This window comes from Pelagicoccus sp. SDUM812002 (assembly GCF_031127835.1).
Lineage (GTDB): Bacteria > Verrucomicrobiota > Verrucomicrobiia > Opitutales > Opitutaceae > Pelagicoccus.
This window is the reverse complement of sequence record NZ_JARXHX010000006.1, coordinates 180,192-205,171: the sequence shown is the minus strand read 5'-3', so window position 1 is coordinate 205,171 and position 24,980 is coordinate 180,192. Positions and strand designations below refer to the sequence as shown.

The 24,980-nt window shown below is 55.0% G+C and carries 19 protein-coding genes; 13 read left to right on the top strand and 6 right to left on the bottom strand.

The annotated features are described in order from the left end of the window. Positions 1 to 59: 59 nt before the first annotated feature. On the bottom strand, positions 60 to 533 hold the full coding sequence (locus QEH53_RS11260) for a transcriptional repressor (RefSeq protein ID WP_309023291.1): 474 nt from the start codon (positions 531 to 533) through the stop codon (positions 60 to 62). Positions 534 to 598: 65 nt separating this feature from the next. Between QEH53_RS11260 and priA the strand changes: the two genes are divergently transcribed. Beyond that, a complete protein-coding gene (priA, locus tag QEH53_RS11255; protein WP_309023290.1) occupies positions 599 to 2,848 on the top strand; it encodes a primosomal protein N' in 2,250 nt (749 codons plus the stop codon). Between the two features lie 97 nt (positions 2,849 to 2,945). Here priA and QEH53_RS11250 read toward each other — a convergent pair whose 3' ends face one another. After that, complete coding sequence (locus tag QEH53_RS11250; protein ID WP_309023289.1) at positions 2,946 to 3,644, bottom strand: LytTR family DNA-binding domain-containing protein; 699 nt, start codon at positions 3,642 to 3,644, stop codon at positions 2,946 to 2,948. Further along, on the bottom strand, positions 3,641 to 5,335 hold the full coding sequence (locus QEH53_RS11245) for a histidine kinase (RefSeq protein WP_309023288.1): 1,695 nt from the start codon (positions 5,333 to 5,335) through the stop codon (positions 3,641 to 3,643). Before QEH53_RS11245 ends, QEH53_RS11250 begins: the two co-directional genes overlap by 4 nt. 307 nt (positions 5,336 to 5,642) lie before the next feature. Here QEH53_RS11245 and QEH53_RS11240 point away from each other — a divergent pair, with 307 nt between their 5' ends. Then, on the top strand, positions 5,643 to 6,938 hold the full coding sequence (locus QEH53_RS11240) for an alpha/beta hydrolase (protein ID WP_309023287.1): 1,296 nt from the start codon (positions 5,643 to 5,645) through the stop codon (positions 6,936 to 6,938). Positions 6,939 to 7,202: 264 nt separating this feature from the next. Here QEH53_RS11240 and QEH53_RS11235 read toward each other — a convergent pair whose 3' ends face one another. Beyond that, a complete protein-coding gene (locus QEH53_RS11235; RefSeq protein WP_309023286.1) occupies positions 7,203 to 7,943 on the bottom strand; it encodes a hypothetical protein in 741 nt (246 codons plus the stop codon). Between the two features lie 110 nt (positions 7,944 to 8,053). After that, entirely contained in the window at positions 8,054 to 9,196 is a 1,143-nt protein-coding gene (locus tag QEH53_RS11230; RefSeq protein ID WP_309023285.1) for a mechanosensitive ion channel family protein, read from the bottom strand. Between the two features lie 312 nt (positions 9,197 to 9,508). Here QEH53_RS11230 and murC point away from each other — a divergent pair, with 312 nt between their 5' ends. The 8 genes from murC to QEH53_RS11190 all read left to right on the top strand — a co-directional run bounded on the left by murC (position 9,509) and on the right by QEH53_RS11190 (position 20,266). Next, a complete protein-coding gene (murC, locus tag QEH53_RS11225; protein ID WP_309023284.1) occupies positions 9,509 to 10,942 on the top strand; it encodes a Mur ligase family protein in 1,434 nt (477 codons plus the stop codon). 135 nt (positions 10,943 to 11,077) lie between these two features. Then, positions 11,078 to 12,721 carry a fumarate hydratase gene (locus QEH53_RS11220; RefSeq protein WP_309023283.1) on the top strand — a complete coding sequence of 548 codons (1,644 nt, stop codon included), beginning with the start codon at positions 11,078 to 11,080 and terminating at the stop codon, positions 12,719 to 12,721. Positions 12,722 to 12,945: 224 nt separating this feature from the next. Further along, the gene (locus QEH53_RS11215; RefSeq protein WP_309023282.1) at positions 12,946 to 14,562 is read left to right on the top strand and encodes a TrkA C-terminal domain-containing protein; all 1,617 of its coding nucleotides are present in this window, start codon (positions 12,946 to 12,948) and stop codon (positions 14,560 to 14,562) included. 71 nt (positions 14,563 to 14,633) lie between these two features. Then, a complete protein-coding gene (locus QEH53_RS11210) occupies positions 14,634 to 15,164 on the top strand; it encodes a hypothetical protein (protein WP_309023281.1) in 531 nt (176 codons plus the stop codon). A gap of 318 nt (positions 15,165 to 15,482) precedes the next feature. Next, positions 15,483 to 16,193 carry a hypothetical protein gene (locus tag QEH53_RS11205; protein WP_309023280.1) on the top strand — a complete coding sequence of 237 codons (711 nt, stop codon included), beginning with the start codon at positions 15,483 to 15,485 and terminating at the stop codon, positions 16,191 to 16,193. Between the two features lie 786 nt (positions 16,194 to 16,979). Then, positions 16,980 to 17,678, top strand: coding sequence for a hypothetical protein (locus QEH53_RS11200; RefSeq protein ID WP_309023279.1), 699 nt, complete (start codon positions 16,980 to 16,982; stop codon positions 17,676 to 17,678). Positions 17,679 to 17,740: 62 nt separating this feature from the next. Continuing rightward, positions 17,741 to 18,841 (top strand): histidinol-phosphate transaminase, encoded by a 1,101-nt coding sequence (gene hisC, locus QEH53_RS11195; RefSeq protein ID WP_345785718.1) that lies wholly within the window; start codon positions 17,741 to 17,743, stop codon positions 18,839 to 18,841. A gap of 93 nt (positions 18,842 to 18,934) precedes the next feature. Next, positions 18,935 to 20,266 (top strand): hemolysin family protein, encoded by a 1,332-nt coding sequence (locus QEH53_RS11190; protein ID WP_309023277.1) that lies wholly within the window; start codon positions 18,935 to 18,937, stop codon positions 20,264 to 20,266. Positions 20,267 to 20,304: 38 nt separating this feature from the next. Here QEH53_RS11190 and QEH53_RS11185 read toward each other — a convergent pair whose 3' ends face one another. Then, positions 20,305 to 21,039 carry a DUF2293 domain-containing protein gene (locus QEH53_RS11185; RefSeq protein ID WP_309023276.1) on the bottom strand — a complete coding sequence of 245 codons (735 nt, stop codon included), beginning with the start codon at positions 21,037 to 21,039 and terminating at the stop codon, positions 20,305 to 20,307. 171 nt (positions 21,040 to 21,210) lie between these two features. On the opposite strand from QEH53_RS11185, the gene QEH53_RS11180 reads away from it, so the two are divergent. The 3 genes from QEH53_RS11180 to QEH53_RS11170 are packed head-to-tail and all read left to right on the top strand — an operon-like array spanning position 21,211 to position 24,941. Continuing rightward, positions 21,211 to 22,275 carry a substrate-binding domain-containing protein gene (locus QEH53_RS11180; protein ID WP_309023275.1) on the top strand — a complete coding sequence of 355 codons (1,065 nt, stop codon included), beginning with the start codon at positions 21,211 to 21,213 and terminating at the stop codon, positions 22,273 to 22,275. A gap of 21 nt (positions 22,276 to 22,296) precedes the next feature. Further along, positions 22,297 to 23,811 carry an ATP-binding cassette domain-containing protein gene (locus QEH53_RS11175; protein ID WP_309023274.1) on the top strand — a complete coding sequence of 505 codons (1,515 nt, stop codon included), beginning with the start codon at positions 22,297 to 22,299 and terminating at the stop codon, positions 23,809 to 23,811. Positions 23,812 to 23,813: 2 nt separating this feature from the next. Beyond that, positions 23,814 to 24,941, top strand: a complete 1,128-nt coding sequence (locus tag QEH53_RS11170) for a hypothetical protein (protein WP_309023273.1) — start codon at positions 23,814 to 23,816, stop codon at positions 24,939 to 24,941. Positions 24,942 to 24,980 lie beyond the last annotated feature (39 nt).

Here is a 24,980-nt window from a genome sequence, read left to right as displayed (position 1 = left end):
GGTGCAGAATGCATTTCCGGAGACGCTAATTGCAGGCGAGCGATCGGTGGATTTTGGCTCTATTCTGGTACTTCGTTGCCTTTTTTACAGACGCCACTAGCTTTGAGCTCTTCGCAGGAGGCGGTAACCTGTAGGCGTTGGCTGATCGGAGTGAGTCCTAGTTTTCCGGATACGCTGCTGCCGTACCACTGAAGGAAAGGGGCGCTGATCTCGAAGATTTTTTGGCAATCGTTACAGATGACTTGAGCCTTGTGCGGATCTTCCTCCGTGTTTGGCATGTAGTACATCGTACTGGAGCCGATATCGACCTCGCGGACGAGGTTGCCTTCCACTAAAATAGGGAGGGAACGGTAGACAGTGGCTCGGGATACGGTCCGGTCGATTTCGCGAGCTTTGTCGAGAAGTTCCTCTGCGGTGAAGTGGGATGTCTCCTTGAAGACAGCTTCGAAGATTGCCATGCGCTGCCCAGTCATGCGCAAGTTGTGCTTTACCAAGTAACCTTTGAACTTTTCTCTGCAGTCGTCGATCGTCACGTGCCGGAATCTCAATACATTCTCAATAACTGTCAACCGCGAAGGAGCTGCAAATCCGGGTCGCGATGAGTCTCGATATCACAGTGGTTTGTGTGTGGTTGATGTCCGGATTTGATCGGCCGTTGCACTATCGCTTGCCGGATTCGATGGTCGCTCGCTCGGAGCCAGGCTCCCTCGTGAACGTGCCTTTGGGGCGCCGCCAAACGATCGGGCTGATCGTTGAAAAAGATTGCGAGCCCGACTTGCCCCTCATGCAGCTGAAGTTGGTGCTCAATCTGGTATACCCAGTGCCGGTTATGACGCCGGCTCTGCTCCGTCTCGGCGCTTGGCTAAGGCAATATTACGGGGCTTCCATCCAGAATGTATTGGAAACTATGATACCCGGTCCCGTCCGGCAGGGGATGAAGGCGAAGCAGGAAAAGTATGTCACCGCGGTTAGGGAAGTGCCCGCCGAGGATTTGGCGGCTATCGCGAAGAAAGCTCCCAAGCAATTTGAACTCTATCAATTTTTGCTCCAGCAGTTTCGACCTCAGAAGAAGAGCCTCGTCTTGGAACGTCTCGGCGCTTCGCCTGCCGCTTACAATGGTCTCTTGAAAAAGGGTTTCGTCACCGAGGAAGCTCGCAAAGTTGAGCGAGTGGCCTACGACGATGAGCTAGGAGACGTCGAATACGCGAGCAAGCAGGAGATCGTTTTGAATGAGGAACAAGAGGCCTGCTATCAGAGTATTGCCTCCAGTATCCGTACGGGAAAATTCACTACACACCTGCTCTACGGGGTGACGGGTTCGGGTAAGACGGAAGTCTACATAGCTGCTATGGAGCAGGCGCTCCAAGCAGGCAAGAGCGTCCTCTTTCTCGTGCCTGAGGTTGCTTTAACCCCGCAGACTGTGGGGCGGCTGCGTTCGCGTTTCACCGAGCACAAGGATGCTCATGCTGTCGTATGGCACAGTAGCTTGTCGGACGGAGAGCGCTTGGACGCTTGGATGGCCTTAGCCAATGGCACCGCACGTGTGGTGGTGGGGGCCCGCTCGGCGGTATTCGCGCCGCTACCAAACCTCGGGCTTGTTATCGTGGACGAGGAACACGAGCCAGCTTTCAAGCAGGACGAAACGCCTCGCTACCATGGTCGGGACGTGGCGGTGTACCGTTCCTTCTTGGAAAACGTTGTTTGCGTGCTCGGTAGCGCAACACCGTCGCTGGAAACGTTTCGCAACGTTAAGCTGGGCAAATACAAGGAAGACCGCCTGACGAAGCGAATTGACGACCGCCAGCTGCCGATGATGCACGTGGTGGATATGCGTATTGAAATGATGCGTACCCGAAAACCGGTTACGATCTCGTCTTTGCTCGCTGAAAAGTTGCGGGACCGATGGGAGAAGGGAGAGCAGAGTATCCTTTTCATCAATCGGCGTGGATATAATTCTAGCATGCTGTGCAACGAGTGCGGACATGTGGAGGAGTGCAAGCACTGCAGCATTCCCATGACGTTTCACAGGAGCGACAATACCTTGAAGTGTCACTTATGTGGGCACGAGGCGGATCCGCCTTGGCGTTGTCCGGAGTGCAAGAGCGATTCAATACGCGGAAAAGGGAGCGGTACACAGCGGATCGAGGACGTAGTGAAAAGTATTCTGCCGCGGGCCCGTATTGTTAGAATCGATACGGATACGATGGGGAAGAAGCATTTGTTTCGAGAAATCCTCGGTGACTTTCGTAAAGGGAAGATCGACCTGCTAGTGGGTACCCAAATGATTGCCAAGGGCTTGGACTTTCCGAACGTGACCTTGGTGGGAATGGTAGACGCCGACTTGTCGCTGCACGTGCCGGACTTTCGGGCAAACGAGCGGACGTTTCAGCTATTGGTCCAGGTTTCGGGTCGCGCCGGTCGCGGAGACTTGGCGGGTGAAGTGGTGGTGCAGACCTTCACTCCACACGCCGAACCGATCCAGTTCGCGCGCCGCGGCGAGGTAGACGCATTTTTAGAAGTGGAAATCGAGTCTCGCGAGCAGTTCCAGTATCCGCCCTTCCGGCATTTGGTGCGGCAAGTTTTCCGCAGCCGAAACGCGGACAAGGCCATGTTCTTCGCGGAGCAATTCGCCAAGAAGATGGAAGCCCGCATGGGCGGCAAAATCGAGATGCGTGGGCCGACACCCTGTTCGATCGAGAAGATGAAGGACCAATATCGATTCCACATTTGGTACTTCACGCAGAACGTGAGCGCCCTCATGAGAGAACTTAAAGTGGTTGAGATCGAGGTGCCGCTGCCGAAGGACGTGCTGCAGATTATCGACGTGGATCCGATGTCGGTGAGCTGAGGGAGGCGTTTTTTCACGGCTGATGGACGCAAACCTATTTTGAAGTGCAGCTGATGGCCGAGCTTGGGGAGGCGCTTGGTAGCGGTTGGAGGGGAAACTACGTTTTGTGATTGGCGAGGGCGGAGCGGACGTTGCTGGCGCGGCGGCGACTGATGGGGAGGGTTTGGCCGGTTGTAAGTTCGAGGAGTGGGTTTCCGTTGGCGTTGGAGGCGAGGCGTCGGACGAAGTTTAGGTTTACGATATGGGATCGGTGGATACGGAGGAAGGTTTTGGGAAGCGTGCTTTCGAGTTGGTTGAGTCGTTCGTGGTGGAGGAGTCGTTGCCCTTCGCTGGTGTGGATTTCGGCGTAGTCCTCCGCTCCGGAGATGTGGGTGATGGTTTTGGTGGGGACGATGTCAATTTTGCCGATGGAGACGATGGTGATTCGCTTTTCTTCGGTATCCGAATGTTTGGTACGATCAAGGGCGCGAGCGAGTCGTTCGGGGACTACGGGTTTGGGGATGAAGTCGATGACGTCTTGGTCGAAGGCCTCGATCGCGCGATCGGTGTTGGCGGAGACGACGATGGTGGGGACTCGGTCCGGGGAGTGAGAGCGGAGGAGTTGAAAGCCGTTTTGGCCGGCGAGATCGAGGTCGAGGAATAGGAGGTCGATGCGGCTGGACTCTAGTTGGGCTTGGGCTTGTTCGAGTGTTTCGGCGAGGGCGATCTGCGATTCGTCGAGGTAAAGTTGAGCGGCAACGAGACGGCGGAGACGTCTGGCGGCGGGGAGTTCGTCTTCCACGATTAGGACGTTCATGAGGCACGTATTGGAATCACGATGCTGGAGCTCCAAGCCCCGGTGGCGGCGACTTCCGTATGCAGCGAAGCGGAGTCGCCGAAGGTGGAAGCGAGCCGTTTGCGGATGTAGGCGAGGCCTTGTCCTCCTGAGCCCGAGTTTGGTCGAAGGGACGAGGGGGCGGGGCACTCTAGGGTGAGGCGTGTTTCGTGGTCGGTTTTGGATTGTGAGATTTTGAATACACCGTGGGAGGCGTAATGGTTGTGGGTAAAGGCGTTTTCGATGAGGGTGTGAATAATGCCTGGAGGGACTTGGGTATTGGGAAGGAGAGCCTGTCCTTCTACGGAGAAGGTCTTGTCGGTGCGGTAGGACATGATCGAGATGTAGTGGCGACAAAGGGCGACTTCGTCGGCCAAGGGGACGAGGGGTTGGCTTGCCATGTGGGACAGCATGCGGAACTCGCCGGCTAGCGCTTCGATCATTTTGACGGCGGTTTGCGGCTCGGATTCGACCCATTCTGCGAGAGCGTTGAGGGTGTTCATGAGAGCGTGGGGAGCGATGCTTCGTTTGAGTAGTTCCAGCTCGAGTTGGTCCGCTTTTGACGTCGCTTCTTCGTGGGCGGCGGCGATGCGTTTCTTTTCGTAGGCTTGGTCAATGAAGGCGAGAAGTATCAGGAAGCCCGATACGAGAAAGAAATGCTGGTCTAGAAAGCGGCTATTGAGGGGTAGGGTGAGGATGACAAAAACAGAAAGTGTGGCGGCGACTGCAAATTTGACGGGGAGTTGTTTAGTTTTGGAAAGGACCACGCAGATAAGTGCGGTGAGGGCGGGGAAGAATAGGGCGAAGAGGGTTTTTCCGTCGTAGCCGGGGATTAGTATCCATGAGATGGCGACGAGGGTGGAGGCGATGGCGAGGGTTAGTAAGAAGCGATTGGGAAGGAAGCGACGGTTGATGTAGGCACAGAGGGCGAGCGAAAATCCAGAAGCGCCGATGAGAATGGCGAGGAGTCGCCAAAAGTGCCATGGATAGGGGTAGTGGTAGAAGGCGCGCGACACTTCGCTCAGGAGCTGGATGCAGGCGAAGAGAGCCATGAGGGCGATGTAGAGGGCGAAGGGATTTTTTCGCCGATCGATTGCGAGGACGCCGAAATAGACGCTGGCGAGGATGAAGGCGCCCATGCTCATGAGGGCGGTTCCGTAGCGGGTGAATAGATTGGTGTAGGAGGCGTCGGGAGATGCGATCGTGATGTAGTGAAGCGGCGCGGAGGCTTGGAATTTGTTGTGATGAGAGGACAGGCGGATGGCGAGGCGGTTAGAGCCTTGGAGCGTGAGGGTAGCGGGGATGATGAACGTGGCGTCGATCAGGCCCGGTGTTTCTTCGGGCGCAGACGCGGCGGGCTGGCCATTTTTTCCGATGTAGTTATCGTTCCAGTACACCTCGATCGAGGCCATGCCTCCGATGCGAAGGACCAGGGTGCGGTTGGCTTGAGGGAGGACTATGTCGGAGGCGAGCCAGAGTAATTTGCCTTGGGGGTCGATAGCGTGGATGGGCGCGGTTAGGTCTGTGGCTTCGAGAGAGCTAGGGGGCGATTCGCTTGGGCTTTCGAATACTGCCGCTTCGTCTAGCTGCCAAAAGAATGCTGGTGAATCCGTTTGTTGCGCGAAGAGGTCAGGGATGAGGCAGGTGAAGATGAGCGCGATGCGAAGGATCATGGTGCGGCGAGTATAGCGGAACGGTGTTGGTGGCGCACTACCGTTGACCGAATGAAAGGGGTCGTACGTCGAAGGGCGCTTTTCGAGGAGAATAGATTTTGTTGAGTGAAGGAAGTCGTCGGACGATCGGCGAGGAACCGGTATAATATCTTATGAAGAGAAAATTCGCATTTTGGAATAGCGTTGCGGCGCTTTTGTTTTGGGTAGGTGTGACGGCGGGGGAAGTGGATAACGCGCTGGTGGAGGAACCGTATACGTTTGTCTCGAAGAGTGGCGAATCGGTGGAGGCTTCAAGGGTACGTTACAGGTGCCGGAGAATCGGGCGAATCCGGAGAGTCGGTTGATTGGGATTAGTTATGTGCGGTTTCCGGCGAGGGGGGAGCGGCCGGGGCCACCGATCGTCTACTTGGCCGGTGGTCCTGGGGGATCGGGCGTTGAGACGGCGCGGGTTTGGCGGTTTCCGCTTTTTATGGCGATGCGGGAGTTTGGGGACGTGATAGCACTCGATCAGCGCGGAACGGGGTGGTCGAACGCAATAACAGTTTGCGAGTCGGACTGGCGATTGCCGATGGACAAGGCGATCGAGCTCGATGAGATGGTTGCCGGAATGCGAGTGATGGCGGCGGATTGCGCGGACTATTGGAAGGCCGAAGGCGTAGACTTGGCCGGTTACACGACGCGGGAGAGCGCGCGTGATATCGAGGCGCTGTGTGAGGCGTGGGGCGTGGACGAGGTGAGTTTGTGGGGGATCAGTTATGGAAGTCACCTAGCGTTGGCAACTTTGAAGGAGATGAAAGGGCGTATTCACAAAGTGGTGATCGCAGCAGTGGAAGGATTAGAGGATACCGTGAGATTTCCCGCTCGGACGGATGGGTATTTCGAGCGATTGCAGGCGGCGATCGACGCGGATCCCGCGATCACAGAGGTGGTTCCGGACTTGAAGGGGCTGATGCGGCGCGTGCATTCGCGGCTCGAAAGGGAACCCGTTGAATGGGAGGTGGCGTCGCTCGAAGGTGGGAGCCAGTTGGTCGTGTTTGGCAAGTTCGAGATGCAGATGCTGGCGTCGTCGATGATCGCGGATCCGCGGACGTCGAAGCACCTGCCTTGGCTCTACGTGATGGCGGATGCGGGGGATTTTAGTCAGGTTGCACCTTTGGTGCTGCAGTATATCAAGATGGCACTCGCTGCGATGCGAGGAATGCCGGAGGCGATGGATGTGACATCAGGGAGCTCGGAGGCGCGCCTAGCCTTGGTTGAGAATCAGGGTGCGGGTGCGTTGCTGGGGGACCTGTTGAATTTTCCGATGCCGCACTTGCGAGGGACGTTCGGCTTGGAGGTGCTGGGGGAAGGGTTTTGGGAGTCGGTTGTGACGGATGTGCCGACTTTGGCGTTTTCCGGAACGCTTGACGGACGGACGTATCCTGAGAGCACCCGGGAGGCGTTAGCGGGTTTTTCGGATCTGAATCATGTGGTGGTGGAGAACGGGGGGCATAATAATGTGTACATGCAGGATGCGGCGATTGGGGATGCAATTAGGGCGTTCATGCGGGGGGAGGCGGTGCCGGAACGGATTGAGGTGGAGGGGCCGCGGTTTGGCGAATAGGAATGGGGGGGGGCAGGGGGAGCAATTTCAGTATCCGCCGTTTCGGCATTTGGTGCGGCAGGTTTTTCGGAGTCGTTCGCTCGCAAGGCGGGGACTCGGATGGCGGGAAGATCGAAATGCGTGGGCCGACGCCGTATTAAGCCGAATGTAGCGGGCTGATGCGGGAGCTGAAGGCGGTGGAGGCAGAAGTGATTTTGCCGAAGGACGTGCTGCAGATCATTGACCTGGATCCTATGTCAGCTAGCTAGTGGCCGATCTCGCCGACTAAAGGAATAGCAGCAACACTGCGTAAGCCGCCGCTCCCAATCCAAAGGCGGAGAAGCGACTCTTCCGTTTCTCCGGTAGCTCCTCCTTCATCACGTTAAGGACAATTCCGCCGGCGAGAAAGGCGAAGAACATGTGCACTGCGGACTCTCCCAGCTCGGCGACCATGCCGATTAACCAGCCGGCGATCGCCGCTGCGGCTAGTACCCATCGACCGATTCGGTCGTAGGTTCGTCGGTGGCGTTCGCGGAGACCGAAATCGTTTACGATGAAATGGAGAGCCATGGCGATATAGTAGGTGAGCAGGCCGACTGCTTCTCGTTCTCGGCCGGCGGCGAGTAGGTAGCCGACGAGGGCGTTGTAAAGGCTGAATGACGCCATGTGCAGCCAGAATATCCCCTGGTTTGGGCTCTCGCTTTCCGGACCTTGGGAATTGGGATCGACGGTTTTGTCGTGAATTCGCGACACGCCTGCTTCGATGCCATAGAATACCACTAACCCTAGCAGGGCGATCAGGTAGATGTGGTGCTCGACGTATTTGAGTACAGCTAGCTCGTCCTCTTCGGAATGAGCTTGAGCTTCGTCGAGTTCGGGGAATATGTGCAGAAAAACGTAGGCCACCGAAACGCCACCTGCGATCGAAAGCCAGCGGCTGCGAGGGACTCCGTCCAGGAATCGGAGTTTACCAGCAAAGATGTGAACGATTGCGAGGGAGGAGATAAATGCAATTTCTGCCACCATAGAGGACGTGTTATTGGCTTTATGTTAGTGTTTTTAGCCCCCGGCTGATCGCTGCGATTTGCATGGAGGGAGTGCGATTCGCATTTGCTTTTGAAGTCGCGAGGCCGGGCTTAACTTTCCTGTTCTTGTCCACCGGGAGCGAGCTTGTCGTAAATGAGCGGTTCGTTCTTGGTGAAGGTCAAGGTGCGGTATGGGTACGGGATTTCGATGCCTGCCTCGTCCAGCCCTCGTTTTACGGCTTCCACTACTTCGTCGCGGCTTTCGCGTTGTTGGCGGGGTTTGGCTCCTGTCCACCAGGTGACGTCGTAGTCCATGGAGGAGGAGCCGAACCCTGTGAGAAAGATGTCGATCGGCTTTTGCTTGGAAACGGACTTGCAGGCTTCTACCGCCTTCCGGATGACTGCGCGAGCTTCGCCGACGTCCTCTCCGTAGGCAACGCCCGCTTCGACCGTGATGCGACGAAGGTCCCTATTCGTCAGTATCCGGATTGGACTCTTGTATACGGTGGCGTTGGGGACCGTCACGAGTTCTCCGGTTGTGAGTCGGATAAGAGTCATTCGTATCCAAATATCTTCGACGCGGCCCATGATGTTTTCGGATTCGATTTCTATGAAGTCGTCGATTTCGAACGGGAAACGCCAGAGGATGAGGATTCCCGCGAAGAAATTCTCGAAGATGTCGCGGAATGCGAATCCGATGGCGATGGACATGAGGCCTGCAGTTCCGACCAGCTCGGCGAGACCGAAGCTCGGGAAGATGATCCCGCAGGCGAGCATGATGCCCAGAAACCAGATAGCCACGTAGATCAGTTGGGCGAAGAGATCGCTCAAGGAGCGTCTGAGTCTCATTCGCCTGAAAACGCCTTTGGCGACGCGTTGCACGATCGAGGCTACGATCGCGGTGAAAATCAGAGCAAAAATGGCAATGGTGATCTGCGGCAAACTGCGTATCGTGCCCTCAACGAGGTTCCCGACAGCGCGGGTGAAAGTGCGAACCGAGGAATCGAGAGCGGGGCTTCCTGTGTCGGGGATCGCTTTTTGGATGCTTCTGCTAATGCGACCGCTGGTCTCCGGTTGGGGAGCTGTGTTGGCGGATTCTTGAGGCTGTTCCTCGATTTGTCCTCCGGGTATCGTGATTACGATAGAATCCTCCTGCTCGCCTTCCTCCTGGGCTGAAATAGGGGTGATGAGCGCGATGGCGAATGTGGCCAAGGGGATGAGCCAAAGGTAGGGGCGAGTCTTGGTTACCTTCATGATGGTTTCGAAGGTAGCAGGACTGGTGCCGACCGATGTCGTCGCTGCTCCACTCTTTTTGCGAATTTCCGAAGGAAATGGGTTAAGCTACTCACTGACCTGCCGTTTATTATAGGCAGATGAGCTTATTGCTCTTCTAAACGACTCTCTCCCACGAAAGCCCCGAGATTTTGGTTAGTCTCGGGGCTTTTTGGTTTTTTTGGGGGGCAATGGGAGGGGTAAGGAGTATCGATCAGTCGTCCGCGGCACGGCGCGAGCGCCGGCCCTACTTTTTAGCGTCGCATTTGGGGAGGGTCTCTTTTCACATCGGGGATGCGGATCTATTTTCTGGGAATTGCGGGTACGGCGATGGGCAATGCGGCCCTGCTTTTGCGGGCGATGGGCCACGAGGTCTTCGGCTGCGACCAAGCGATTTATCCGCCGATGAGCACCTTGCTTGAGGATGCAGGCATCGAGATCATGCAAGGCTACAGCGTGCAACGTTTGCAGAAGCTGGATCCGAATCTGGTGGTGGTGGGCAATGCGTACTCTCGAGGCAATGAAGAGGTGGAGTTTCTCCTCGAAACTCGATCGATCGAATACACCTCGCTCCCGGATGTCTTGAGCCGGTTGATACTGAGCAGACGGGAAAATGTGGTGGTGACCGGCACCCACGGGAAGACGACTACGACCGCGATTACGTCCTTCTTGCTGGAGCAGGCGAGCCAAGATCCCGGGTACATGATTGGCGGAGCGCCGATCGACCCAGCACGAGGCTGGCGGATCGGCTTCGAGGGTGGCCCCTTTGTGATCGAGGGTGACGAGTATGACAGCGCTTTCTTCGATAAGCGTAGCAAGTTCATCCACTACCAGCCCAAGGTCGTCGTTCTCAATAATCTGGAGTTTGATCACGCCGATATTTTTCGAGACCTGCAGGACGTGAAACGCACGTTCTCCCATTTGCTTAGGCTTGTTCCTAAAAATGGATACGTGCTGGTAAATGCAGACGATGGAAATGCCCTTTCATTGACCGATTTGGATTTTACTACGATCTATCGGGTGGGTACGGCCCACGACGCTGATTTGCGTATCGATAATTATGAGACGACAGAGCTTGGCTCGCGTTTCGAATTGCTCTGGCAGGGCCGCCCTTGGGCTTCGGTCGAGTGGGGGATGTCAGGACTGTTCAATGCTCGAAACGCAGCGATGGCCAGTTTGGCGGCTGCCCTGATCTCCGAGAATTCGTCTTCGGCCATGCCTAACCCACGTGTGTCGCACTTCGATCCTTCGGCTCTTGCTCGTTTCCGCGGTGTGAAGCGGCGGCAGCAGTTGCGAGTGGAGCGAGAAGGGCTGACGGTGATAGAGGACTTTGGGCATCACGCGACGGCCGTTCGCGACACCTTGTCTGCCTTGCGTAGCCGCTTTACGGATACGGTGATCGTAGCCTGCTTTGAACCCCGTAGTAACACCTCCCGTCTCGAAATGATGCGGGCACCGACCATCGCCGCTTTGCAGCTGGCGGACGTAGCCTATATCGGCGCGGTGAAGAGTCGCAACAGCGCAGACGTGCAATTGATGGATACGTTCTCCCTGGCGGAGGATCTGAACAAGACGGGAACCGAGGCGCGGGCTTTCGAGAACAACGAGGAGCTTTTTGCGACACTGCAAGCACTTGCCGTGAAACGAGTCCGGAAGACTCTGGTGATCTTTTTTTCCAATGGATCCTTTGGCGGCGTGATTGAACGCTTCGTGACGGAGTGCCAGTAGGAGCGGCCTCGCTCGCGATCCGGGGATTGAGTTCGCGAGCAAGCTCGCTCCTACCTGCCATCAGTTTCCTTAATGATAAGCGGATCTAATTAACCTGCACTTGCGGTATTCTGATTGGCACTTACGGTTCGTTGCATGGCTTCTCCAGAATTCAAGTACCAGCCGATTATTGAGCTAGGCTCCGACGATACCGAATATCGTCACCTGACGAATGAGTTCGTTTCCGTCTCGGAATTCGACGGCAAGGAAATCCTGAAGGTCGAGCCGGAGGCGCTCACCTACCTCGCCAAGACCGCGATCCGCGACGTTTCCTTTATGCTGCGTCCGGCCCACTTAAAACAGGTCGCGGCGATCTTGGAAGATCCTGAAGCGTCGGAGAACGATCGCCACGTCGCCCTCACGCTTTTGCGAAATGCGGAAGTGTCCGCCCAGGGCGTGCTCCCTTTCTGCCAAGATACAGGAACGGCAATCGTGATGGGGAAGAAGGGCCAGCAGGTTTGGACCGGCTCCAACGACGAGGAAGCTCTTTCCAAGGGGATTTACGAAACTTACGCTAAGGAAAACCTGCGCTATTCGCAGACGGCTCCGCTCTCCATGTACGAGGAGAAGAATACGGGCACTAATTTGCCGGCGCAAATCGACCTCTATGCGACCGAAGGCACGGAGTACAAATTCCAATTCCTCTGCAAGGGCGGAGGTTCAGCCAACAAAACCTACCTCTACCAAGAGACCAAGGCTCTGCTCAATCCAGAGCGTCTCGAGGCTTTCTTGGTGGAGAAGATGATGAGCTTGGGTACGGCAGCTTGCCCTCCTTACCACCTTTGTTTCGTGATCGGCGGCACTTCCGCGGAGGCCAATCTCAAGTACGTCAAGCTGGCATCAACCAAGTACCTCGACAGCATGCCGACTACCGGTAACGACCTCGGTCGCGGTTTTCGTGATGTGGAACTGGAGGCAAAGATTCTCGAGCGAGCCAAGGAGTGCGGCATCGGGGCTCAGTTTGGCGGCAAGTACTTCGCTCTCGACGTGCGCATCATTCGCTTGCCGCGTCACGGAGCCAGTTGCCCGGTGGGTATTGGCGTTTCGTGTTCGGCGGACCGCAACATCAAGGCCAAGATCAATAGGGACGGCCTCTGGGTCGAGCAGCTCGAAGGCGATCCCGCCCGCTTCATCCCAGACGCTTTCAAAAACAAGGCCGAAACGAAGGTCATAGAGCTCGATCTCAATCGCCCTATGAAGGAAATCCTCGCGGAGCTCGCCGGGTATCCAGTGCAGACCCGCCTCTCGCTGAAAGGCACGATAATCGTGGCTCGCGACATCGCTCACGCCAAACTGAAGGAGCGATTGGACAGTGGCGAAGGACTGCCGCAATACGTTAAAGACCACCCTATCTATTATGCTGGCCCCGCCAAGACTCCCAAGGGGTTGCCATCCGGTAGTTTCGGACCCACTACAGCCGGCCGCATGGATTCTTACGTGGAGCAGTTCCAAGCCGCCGGTGGCAGTATGATCATGTTGGCCAAGGGAAATCGTAGCCAGCAGGTGACGGATGCCTGCCAAAAGCATGGTGGATTCTACCTCGGATCGATTGGCGGTCCAGCGGCGATCTTGGCTCAAGACAGCATCAAAAAGGTGGAACTCGTCGAATACGAGGAGCTCGGAATGGAAGCGATTTGGAAGATCGAGGTCGAGAATTTCCCCGCCTTCATCCTTGTAGACGACAAGGGTAACGACTTCTTCCAGCTGATCCGCAAGCAGAACATCAAGTGCGCCAAGTGAGAGGCGTTCGAAACTACGCTTTTTCGTTTTTTGCCGAAGGGCGTACCGGATTGTAGCCGGTTCCTCCAAGCTTAAGGCGCGACCTGTTGGCCGGCAATTCCGATAATTAAGGAGCAAAAGGTATTTATTTCCTTTCAGCGGCGCACGCTTTGCAGTAGAAGGTCGAATCGCAACAAGGCTCGCTGCTTATAGCTCAGTCTCTGTGACCGGGAAATGTCCGAAAAATGAATACCTTCGAAATCATATTTGGAAACGCGTTGATCGTGCTCTTCTTTGTAGTGGGGCTTGGCTTACTGCTGGGCAACTTGACGATAAAGGGGATCGGTTTGGGGAGTTCGGGCGTGCTCTTCGTGGCTTTGCTGGCGGGCCATCTCGGTATGGAGATTCCGGATGGGGTCGGTAGTTTCGGTCTGGTCTTGTTTGTCTACTGTGTGGGTATCGGAGCAGGCCCTAGATTCTTCCCGGCGCTGGCTCGTGAGGGAGGTGGACTAGCTAAGTTGAGCTTGGTCATCGTCGCCGTAGGAGCGATAACTGCTTGGGGGTTGGGGCGATTCTTCGAATTGCCGACCGATCTGACGGCTGGCCTTTTTGCGGGGGCTTTGACGAGCACGCCTGCGCTTGCGGCTGCTTCGGAAGGAACGAAAGTGTCAGCCGAGGGCGTGGCAATCGGTTACGGAATTGCGTATCCATTCGGGGTGATTGGAGTGGTCCTTTTTGTTCAGTTGCTGCCCAAGTTGCTTAAGCCCAAGGAGGCTGAAGAAGAGATCGAGAAGGATAGCGAAGCGGAGGAGGTCCGGCATTTGCTGGTGGAGGTTTCTAATTCTAATTTAGTGGGAATGAAAATCGGCGACGAGAACTTGTCGCGCTTCGGTTGCCAAGTTTCCCGCGTAATGAAGGAAGGCCGCTTGGTTCCGCTAAATAGCGAGGACGAGTTTTGTCTCGGGCAAAACCTCATGCTCGTGGGGCGAGCTCGCGACATTAGGCTGGCAACCGATTTTATCGGAAAAAAGAGCGAGGCCAGCTTCGTGATGGATACGGAGAGTGAGCGGGATCGGCTCGTGGTTTCTTCGAAGGACGTAGGCGGTAAGTTGCTGCAGGAAATCGGTACTTTGCGTAATTTTGGAGTCGTCGTAACTCGAATCGAACGCCTTGGGCAAACTTTCGTGCCTACACCGGAGACACGGATCGAGGTGAATGACGTGCTCACTTCTGTAGGGCAGTCGGACGGTTTGAAGCGTCTGGGAGCCATGATTGGACATCGTCCACAGGCCTTTGACCAAACAGATATGATCTCGTTGGCGGTGGGACTGAGCCTTGGCATATTTTGCGGGATGGTGCCGATCGCTTTGCCGGGTGGAAATCCGATGACCTTAGGACTCGCAGGAGGGCCATTGTTCGTGTCGTTAGTTCTAGGATACTTCGGTCGCGTGGGCCGAGTAGTTGGCTACATTCCGCGTCCGACCCGGCTCTTGTTGCAAGAACTCGGGCTGGTACTCTTTCTTGCCAACGCCGGCATCGTGGGCGGGGCGAGCCTGGGAGAAACCGTTTCCAAGTATGGGGCTACGGTGTTCCTGACGGGAGGTTTGATCACATTGCTTCCATTGCTGATAGCCTACATCTTTGCTCGCAAGGGATTGGGACTAACCCAACCGCAAACGCTTGGCGGAATTTGTGGCGGCATGACCAGTACACCGGCCCTCGGCGCCTTGACGGCATCGAGTAATTCGCAACAGCCTATCGTATCCTATGCGACCGCTTATCCAGTGGCTCTTATCATGATGACGGTCCTAGCTAAGATCTTGATCCAAGTGATGGGTGTCTCGGAAGCGTCAGGCATGTAGCTAGGGTTTCTCTCGCGGTGGATTTAATTCACGCTTGCCAAAATTTGAGGGAAATCTTTCGAACTTAGGGCATGCCGATCTACGAGTTTTATTGCCCCGAGAATAACACGACTTACTCCTTCCTCGCCAAGTCGCTCTCCTATGGCGACAAGACGCCGCGTTGTCCGGACAATCCGGATTTTCAGATGCAAAAGAAGGTGAGCAGTTTTGCGTTTGTAGGGATCGCCAAGGATCCTGCCGATGCGGATGCTCTCGACGATATCGACGACGCAAAGATGGAAAAAGTCATGGCCGAGCTCGAGCGGGATATGGCGGGAATGGACGAGGAAAATCCGGATCCAAGGCAAATGGCTCACCTCATGCGAAAGATGACGGCGCTCACAGGCGATAAAATGCCAGAGGAGATGAGCGAGATGATCGGGAGGCTAGAAGCGGGGGAAGATCCAGAATCTCTAGAAGAAGAGTTCGGCGATGCCCTCGATGGCATGGACGATCTCGGCTCCGAGGACACCGCGGCGGGCAAGCTTCGCAAGCTGCACCGCCGTCTGCTCGGCAGTAAACGTGATCCGAACTTGTACGACATGTCTGAATACTGCGCCTAAAAGGATTCCCTCGGCCAATTCCGGGCTGCAAGCTGCCGTGTCGCGTTCAGTTCATGCTTGTCAAACGACCGAGTTTACTGCCTTCCTGATTTCACAATGAAAAACATCACCACAAATGGTGCCTCTAAATCCGCTCGTCCTGAGATGGGTGCTTGGTGGCGTGGTTCGAAGGTTTGGCGATGGCGGAGCTGAGAGCTTAGCCTATCTTTTTTGTCGCCGAACCTGCTATCCGCCAAAGGAAAGCAGGTTTTTTTGTATTCAAATCCGTCTTCCGCCAAGCGGCTGACGCACCCAAATCATTTCGATCCGTTTTTTATCATGTCTCAGAACCTCTTTGAACTTCAGTCTATCTATTTCTTTGGTCGTCCTTATGCCGAACTCCTCAAGTGTTTTGGAGTTTTGGAGGAAGAGCTTGTTGGTAAGTCCGTGTTGGAGTGTCCCTCAGGTCCTTCGTCCTTCGTGGTGGAGGCTAACGCGAGAGGTATCGACGCGGTTGGTGTCGATCCTCTTTTTTACCGCAGCCCGCAGGCGATTCGTGACCTTGCCTTGGCTGACTTTCGAGTGATGTTCGACCGGGTTAAGGCCTCGTCTCACAAGTTTGTGAAGCGAACTTACGAGAGTGTCGAAGCGGCGGAGCGAATTCGTAGGGCAGGAATGCTACGGTTTATCGAGGACTACTCGATCGGTAAAGCTTTAGGGCGATACCAGGAGGGAGCGTTGCCGTATTTGGATTTCGAGGACGGTTCTTTTGATTCGGTGTTGTGCGGACACCTGCTTTTCATTTACGCGGATACGCTTGACGTTGAATTTCATCGGTCCGCTATACGGGAGTTGTGTCGGGTGGCACGCGAGGAGGTAAGAATTCACCCGATCGTGGATAACGGCAGCGAGCGATACCCGCATTTGGACGAGCTGCTGGGGCTGGCAGATGAGTTAGGCTTCGATTCGCGTATCCAGGATGTGGATCACGAATTTTTTGCGGGCACGAATCGGACGCTAATATTAAAAAGGCGAACAGGTGAGGAATGAAGCTCAGGCTTCGGCCTTCCTCTTTCTGCGGATGCGCCCGGTGGCGGAGAGGCAGCCAGCTGATGATCTTGTCGATCATGGGTTGGAGTCCGGATTGGTACTCGGGTGGGATGTTTATGACCTCGCTTACGTTTTGGGTGATGAAGTTGAAGAGGGCCCCGAGCGCTTCTGCAATTACGAGCGCGGAAGCGATGTAGCGAAATCCGGCGGGGAAGGGGCGTCCGCCTATTTTGAGCTTCAGGATCGCGGTGGAGAGCGCGTTGATCAGGTACCAGATAGAAAACAGCTAAGACTAAAGGAATTAACAGCTCCTTGCCGATGGTTAGCGCCCAGAACGCTAACAGTGTGGTGGATAGGATGAGGAAGGCGCGCAGGAGTGGACTGATGGTAGGAGAAGGAGACGGATCTGCCGCTCGGTTGGCGGGAGCGAGAAAGGTTTTCTAGAACCAAGCTTAGTTTGGGCCTTACCCGCGCGTGAGTCGACGCGTTACGCTATTTGAGAGACATTTTCTGCAAAAAATGGAAACAGAAAAAATGTTTTCAGGTCACATTCAGTTATAGCAGTTGTTCGTTCTACCACATAGATCCAAGTGGATAGAACATATTTTTCTGGTGTGGATTTGAGGAACCCCAGAAAACTAGAGGAGGGCCCGGGCGGATGGGGATTCGCCCGGGTTTTTCTGTGTCTGCTCGCCAGTTTCGCGGCGAATAGGCTCCGCTTTCCGTTTGGTCTGTGACGGTCTAAGGTATTGACATAACTACTTAGAGGTTTCTTTTGGTAAGCTGATGGACCGCTCATTTGTTCTACCCCTGATTTGCCTCATTTTTTTAAGCTCCTGCGAGACGACGCAAGTCGCCACGGAGGGCAAGTTCCGTAGGACCACCCAGGCCCAGCCGGGAGAAGGGTACCTTTTATTTTCCATCGTGGGGCATGGGTACCATGAAAAGTTGGACGGCGAAATTTATGACGGGATGTCAGGGTTCCGCTACAATAGTTACCTTTTCCAGTATCGCAGCGTTGAGACGTTTCCACGGCTTGAGGAAATCGGGATTGGATCGGTGAGTGGCCTTTATGAGGAAGCGGACTTCGCGATCTACGGTGGGTTTGGAGTGATCGCGTGCCAGGCGATTCCAGCGGGAGAGTACGAAATTTATGGATACACCTTGTTGCAGAGCGACCTTCCGACGGATCGGACTTGGCATGCAACCCTTTCCGAACCAATCACTTTCACCGTGAAGGAGGGCGTAATTACGTATCTGGGGTCGATACGGGCAGAGAACAAATTCCGGGAAGCTGAAGGAAATGTTTACGTGCCGGATGGAGTGACTTTTTCGGTATCCGAACAATTTTATCGGGACAATACGGCGGGCTTCATCAAATGGCCGTATCTGATGTCGGTACCGCATGAATTCCAAGTGCTGAGCCCGCGAGAGGCAGGTCTGCTGAACGCTGTCGCTCACGAGAGCGGGGGCTCGTTTTTTTAGGGTGAGAGAGCCACTAGCATTTTCGCTGGATATCCTGAGGCGAAATTGCCTGAATGCGGGCCATGCCGATCCCGTATTCCGATCTCGTTAAGCCAGAACTGCTCTCTCAGCCTATCTACCAGCCGGGCAAGCCGATCGAAGATGTTGCCCGCGAGCTGGGGCTTGACCCGCTGGGCATCATAAAGCTCGCCTCGAACGAAAACCCTATGGGGGCCTCGGAGGCGGCGATCGAGGCTGGCAAGGCCGCACTTGATACGGTCGAAATGTATCCAGACGGTGGATGCTTTGAGCTCAAGAAAGCCTTGGCGGACAATCGAGGTCTAACTCCCGAGCAGTTTATTATTGGGAACGGGTCGAACGAGGTTTTGGAGATCATCGGGCATGCCTTGCTCGGTCCCGGTGACGAGGCCGTTATGGGCAAGGGCGCCTTCATCGTCTACAAGCTAGTAACCCTGCTTTTCGGAGCGACGCCTGTTGAGGTACCCATGAAGGACTTCGCCCACGACCTGAATGCCATGGCAGCGGCAGTGACGGAGAAGACCAAGGTCGTCTTCCTGCCGAGTCCCGACAATCCCAGCGGAACCGCGAATTCTGCAGCAGATATCCGAGCTTTTGCAGAAAAAATGCCCGAACATGTGCTGTTCGTTCTAGACGAGGCCTATGCGGAATACGTGGAAAACGCTCCGGATTTGCGGGATCTGATCGCCGCAGGGAAAAAGGTTTTTTGCACGCGTACGTTCTCCAAGGTTTATGGATTGGCGGGGCTTCGGATCGGTTACGGCTACGGATCTCCAGAGTTGGTGAGTTTGCTCAACCGGGCTCGAGAGCCATTCAATGTCAATTCTGTGGCCCAAGCGGCGGCGATTGCAGCCCTTGGTGATCAGGAGTTTGTGTCGGATTGCCGTGTCGCCAACGAGGTAGGACGTCTGCAGCTGGAAACGGGCTTCATGTCTTTGGGCTGTGAATACATCCGTAGTTTCGCGAATTTCGTGACCGTGAAGGTGGGTGACGGAGTTCGCTGTTTCGAGGAACTGCAAAAGGCAGGAGTCATCGTGCGGCCGTTGGCCCCTTACGGGATGCCTGAGTGGGTGCGAGTGACGATCGGCTTGCCCGAGCAGAACCAAGTGGCCCTCGCGGCGCTCACTTCGTACTTGAAATCCTAGGGGCAGGGACAGCATCTTAGAGTTCCTGCCGGGAAACGAATGCTGTTTTCCACTTAGCGAGTCTTTCGTGGCAGCGATTCTCTAGATACAGCAGTGTACACATATACAGCTTCGGAACTTACCACCTGCGGAATTGGCGCCGCGGTCCTTTTGGCGTTGAATGCCATCTTTGTTGGGGCCGAGTTCAGCCTCGTAAAGTTGCGTTTTACCAGATTCGGCTCGGGGCGGATGAAGGAAGCCCGCGAATCGGAGCGAATCGCTGGCTTGCTGGAAGACATGAGTGGCAGCATCAAGATGTTGCGGCTAGGGATTTCCATGTTCTCGATCGGAGCCGCTTTCCTGATCCTCCCTCTCGCTTACACTTTCACTACCGAGATGGGGTGGGCAGACGGATACGAGTTGCGCGTTTCGATAGGCATCAGTTTGCTATTGGCGGTAATGGGGCATTTCGTGTTGGGAGAATTGGTGCCACGTGCCATGGCCTTGCAGCATCCAGTTACGACGATCCGTTGCTCGTTGCCATTTGTATTGGTATTCCAGGTGCTTACGCGACCTTTGTCCGCAGTCTTGAATTTTCTATCAGGCATCATTTTGAAGATGCTTCGCCTGGATCCGAACTTGGACTTGGATTTGCTCGATGTGGAAGCGCAAATCCGTTCGTTAGTGAACGAGGGCGACGAATTGCCTGCGCTCTACGAACGGATTGTCAGCAATGCCTTGGAGCTGCGTAAGCGAGTGGCTCATGATATCATGATTCCCCGCAACCAGCTGCAGTACATCGACCTTGGCGACACGGCGGCGGAGCAACTGGAGATCGCTCGCAAAAGTGGACATACCCGTTTCCCGATATGCAACGAGGATTTGGATAACTGCGTAGGGATCGTGCACATCAAGGATGTTTTCCGCAGCGGTCAGGAGGGGATGAAGATCAATTGGAACAAGCTGAAGCGTCCGATGATCACTTTCTCCATGGACGAGCCACTTGAGGCGGTACTGCAGCGATTCCTCAAAACGCGCAAACACTTCGCTCTCTTGAAGGATGAATTTGGCGGAACGGTGGGAGCTGTCACCTTGGAGGACGTCTTGGAAGAACTCGTGGGTGAGATTCAGGACGAGTTCGACAAGGAAGAGAAGCTCGTGATGGAAACTGAGAACGGCGTTTACGAGGTCGACGGATTGACTGCCCTACACGATCTCGCAGATGAAATCGGGATCGAGCTATCCGCTGACGAGGTGTCTACGTTTGGTGGATACATCACTTACGAGCTCGGTCGCATGCCCAAGCAGGACGAGGAGTTTCGTATCAAGGATCTGGAGATTAAAATTGTTGCTGTAGACGAGCGCCGCATCCTGAAGGCTGAAGTGAAAGTAGTCACGGATGCTCCAGAAACACCGGCTGAGACGACTGAAGTCGCGCCGGAGTAGGGCGCACGCTCAGTAGTGTATCTCCCACTTTAATCCCGTTATAGGGGTAGATCGCCTTGCGTAGGTCGCAGAGCCGTATCTGATTTTTGGTTACGTGGATTCACGAGGGCTTTTTGCAGGGGGCAGGTTTGTGGATTTACATCGATTCCGCGGCGGTAGGATTCGAGCATGGCCTTTGACTTGGCTGCGAGCCGGCGTCGAACTTCGCGACGCTCCCCTTTCACGCGGGCGACATGCATGTGGTCGTAATCGGTGGTTTGATGCCGCATCCAAGCGATTGTCGCGGCTTCGGCGCGTTTTTCGATGGGGATGCGTTTCGTTCGGGCGACTGTGCCGCTCCCTACTGGAACAGCGTGCTGGCTGATGCGAGCTGCCATCTCATCAGCCAACGCCCGGTAGCTCGAATGGAAGTTGAGGAAGGCAAGGATTTCTTGATGAAACTCGATGGCGTAGGTTGCCTCTTGTTCGGCGCGTCGTTCGCGTCCCGCTATCAGGCGCTTTTTGTACTCGGGTTTCTGGCGCTCGACGAGGAGCTTCAACCGATTGAGCTCGATGTGTTCCTTGTCCGCCCAGATTCCTAGGGAGATGAGGCGGCGGCCTCGTTTTTCTTTGACGGTCCAAGTGGGGCCGGCGGCCTTGACGCGGCGGGTGAGGGTAGCGTCGCCTGGTTCAAGCAGCTCCCAATTTTCGGGAATGGGCAGGACAAGGCCTTCGCTTGAGATGACTTTGCGAGGATTTGAATGGGGGCGGACGTCTCGTGATAGTTCTGGCACAGCGGATGAAACGAAAAAGGGAATGGGTCTCTAGATAGACGTATTTTTAGGCAAGCTCAGAGCGAGCGGGCAGGTTTTTCGTCGACTTTGAGGGCCGCCTTCTTTGTATCCGGTGGCTGATCCTTGAGGCTTCCCCGCCATCCTCCTCCCCCCGTTGAACCTTATTTTCATATGAAATATCGTATTGGTCTATTGATCGCTTGTTTAGTTCTTTCTGTCGGTTTAGGGCTGACGCTTTCCAAAAGTGGTAGCGGCGATTCTGCCAAGGCAGCGAATGGGGACAAGAAGATCCTGATCGGCCTGTCGATGGATGATATCCGAAATCCGCGCTGGCACAAGGATCGCGATACCTTGATCGCTAGAGCAGCGGAGTTGGGCGCTGAGGTTTCTGTACAAGTTGCGAACTCGAACGACACGAAGCAAATTCAGGATATCCAAAGTCTCATTACGCAAGAGGTAGACGTGATGGTCATCATCCCGCACGACGGAGCGGCGATGGCGAAGGGTGTCGAGCTGGCCCACGAAGCGGGGATCCCAACAGTGAGCTACGACCGTCTGATTACGGGAACTGACAAACTCGATCTCTACGTGACTTTCGACAACGTGAAGGTGGGCGAGCTACAGGCGACTTACCTGGTCAATGCCTTGAAGGATGTTCCTAACCCTAAGATAGTGCGGCTGCTAGGTTCCAAGTCGGACAACAACGCATTTCTATTCAAAGAAGGTCAGGACAATATTCTAATGCCGCTCGTCGAAGCGGGCAAGCTGGAGATAATCCACGAGGACTGGTGCGACAGCTGGCAGGGCTCCATCGCTAAGCAGGTTGTGAACGCGGCGATCACCAAACACGGCAAGAATTTTCATGGAATCCTATCGTCTGCCGATGTGCTTTCTAGCGGAGCCTCCAAGGCCTTGGAAGAGGAAGGCCTGTCAGGTAAGATCGTGTTAACCGGGCAGGATGCTGATTTGGTTGCTTGCCAGCGTATCGTGCAAGGCACTCAAGATCAGACTGTCTATAAGCCGATTCCGAAACTTGCGGAGATGGCGGCTGAAATGGCGTACAACCTGGCGACAGGTAAACCTGTAATTGTTCCCTCCGGTATTGAAAACGGAGCCGGCACCGTCCCGATGAAGATGGCAGAGATCGTATCCGTAACTAAAGACAATATGATGGAGACCATCATCGCGGACGGGTTTCATTCGAAAGAAGACGTTTACAGCACTTCGGGTAACTAGGGCGACTTCCCACGTATCGTGATGAAGCAAGACGTCGTACTCCACGCGGAGAATATCACTAAAACGTTCCCGGGGGTTAAGGCTCTCAGCGAGGTGAGCTTCGACTTGGTTAAAGGGGAAGTGCATGCCCTTTGCGGAGAGAACGGCGCGGGCAAGTCCACCTTAATCAAAACGCTGTCCGGGATTTGGACTCACGGAAGTTACGAAGGATCTTTTTATGTCGACGGGGAGGAAGCGAAGTTCCAAGGGATCAACGACGCAGAGGCGGCGGGGATAGCCGTTATCTATCAAGAGCTGGCCCTGGTCAACGACATGACAGTGGCGGAGAATATCTACCTCGGCCACGAGCCGACCAAGGGTGGTCTTATCGACTGGAACAAGATGTACATGGACGCCAGCGAGCTCCTGCGTCGTTTCAACATAGCGATCGATCCGACTTTGCGCGTAGGGGATATCGGAGTGGGTAAACAGCAGCTCGTAGAAATCGTCAAAGCGCTGCGAAAGGAATCTCACATTCTCATCCTCGACGAGCCAACAGCTGCGTTGACTGAGCACGAGGTCGATATCCTAATCGACATGTTGCGCGAGTTGAAGACGCGCGGGATCGCGTGTATCTACATTTCTCATAAGCTTGATGAGGTATTCACTATATCTGACAGGATCACGGTCTTGAGAGACGGCAAGACGATCCAGACAATGGATACGGCGAAGACGACTCAGACTCAGGTGATAAAATGCATGGTCGGTCGCGAGATCGATAACTTGTTCCCACGTCGTCAAGGAACCCTTGGCGAGAGTCTACTCGAGGTGAGCGACCTGTCGGTGAAGGGTCCAGAGGACTCTATCGATCTGGAAGGCATCAGCTTTTCCGTGCGCAGGGGAGAAGTGCTTGGTCTCGGAGGTTTGATGGGAGCCGGCCGCACGGAAGTGCTGATGCACATTATGGGGGCCTACGGAACGCGTTTGTCGGGTACGGTTGCTCTGCATGGAGCACCTTACTCAGGCAAGGATCCGAAGGCTGCGATCGACGCAGGCATGGTGCTGGTATCGGAGGACCGCAAACGATTTGGACTGGTGATTGAGCAGTCCAACAACTTCAACTTTTCGCTCTCATCCATCGACTCTGTTTGCAAGTTCCTTGGTCTAGTTGACGTGAACAAGGAATTCCGCAGGAACGAGGTCATTACCAAACAACTACGCGTCAAGGCGCACAGTCTCGAAGTAGTTACCGGTACTCTCTCGGGCGGGAACCAGCAAAAGGTGGTGCTTGGCAAGGCGCTCCTCTCGGAGCCGGAGATCATCTTTCTCGACGAACCGACGCGTGGTATCGATGTGGGCGCGAAGCTTGAAGTTTACGAACTGATTAATCGCCTCACCGACGAGGGGAAGGCGGTGATTATCGTGTCCAGCGAATTGCCCGAGTTGATGGGCATGAGCGACAGAATTATTATGCTCTCCGAGGGCCGACTCGGCGGCGAATTTACTAAAGACCAATTTAATCAGGAAGCGCTCATCAGCGCGGCAATCGGACAGTAGCTATGACCAAAAAGTTTTCGATTCGGGACTACACACTCTTTTTTGCCATCGTTGGCATATGGGCCTTCTTCGCGGTCATGAACCCATCCTACTTGGGCTCTCGAAACCTGTCGATGCTGACGATTGAAATTTCCACTACAGCGGTCGCCGCCTTGGGGGTTCTATTGATTATCGTCTGCGGGCACATCGATTTGGCGATCGGTAGCGGTATCGGGTTGTTCGGTGGTATCGCGGCTGTATTGACAACTCAATACGGATTGCCCGCTCCGGTAGCTATGACGATAGCCTTGTTAGCGGCCGTCGCCATTTGGACGGCGATGGGAACCTTGATCGTCAAGGAACGCGTTCCCGCATTCATCGTGACTTTAGGAGGCCTGCTGATCTTCAAAGGATTGTTCTGGAACGTGATCGATACATCCACGGTTCCGATCGTGCAAGGCGGCAAGGAAAACCTGTATTCAATTTTAACGACACAATACCTTAGCCCGACTGCTAGCTACGTCTTGACTGCGTTCGTAGTGGTTGCTCTTGGCTATGCTTCGATGCGGGCCAGGGCCAGTCGTAAGCTGCACAACTTCCAGCTCGAGGATGTAGAGGTCGCGTTCTACAAGTTTTTCATAACTGCGATTTGCTTGTTCATCGCCACCACCGTTTTGATTGAGTATCGCGGAATACCTCTCTCGGCGATCATTCTCGGAGTGATCGCAGTCGGGATTTACGTTCTGACGCAGCATCTCAAGTTTGGGCGATATCTCTACGCGATCGGAGGCAATGAAGAAGCGGCGCACATTTCGGGTGTTCCGGTGGCGAAGGTAACCATCGGAGCTTTTGCCATCGCTGGTCTTTTAGTGGGAGTGACGGGACTTCTGCAAACGTCCTATGCAGGGTCCTCAACCTCCTCCGTGGGAGATTTGATGGAGCTCGACGCGATCGCCGCTTGTGTGATCGGTGGAGTCAGCCTCAAGGGTGGGAAGGGAACGGTCATGGGTGTACTCGCAGGATCGTTGATCATGGCCTCTCTGCTTAACGGCATGACGTTGATGTCGGTCGATCCCGCTACCAAATTCATCGCCCGTGGTGTGGTACTAACCCTAGCGGTGTGGATGGATGTTCGTATGAACAAGAGCTAAGGCTCGCTCTTTAGAACTCTCATTGTGCTTGGTTCGAGT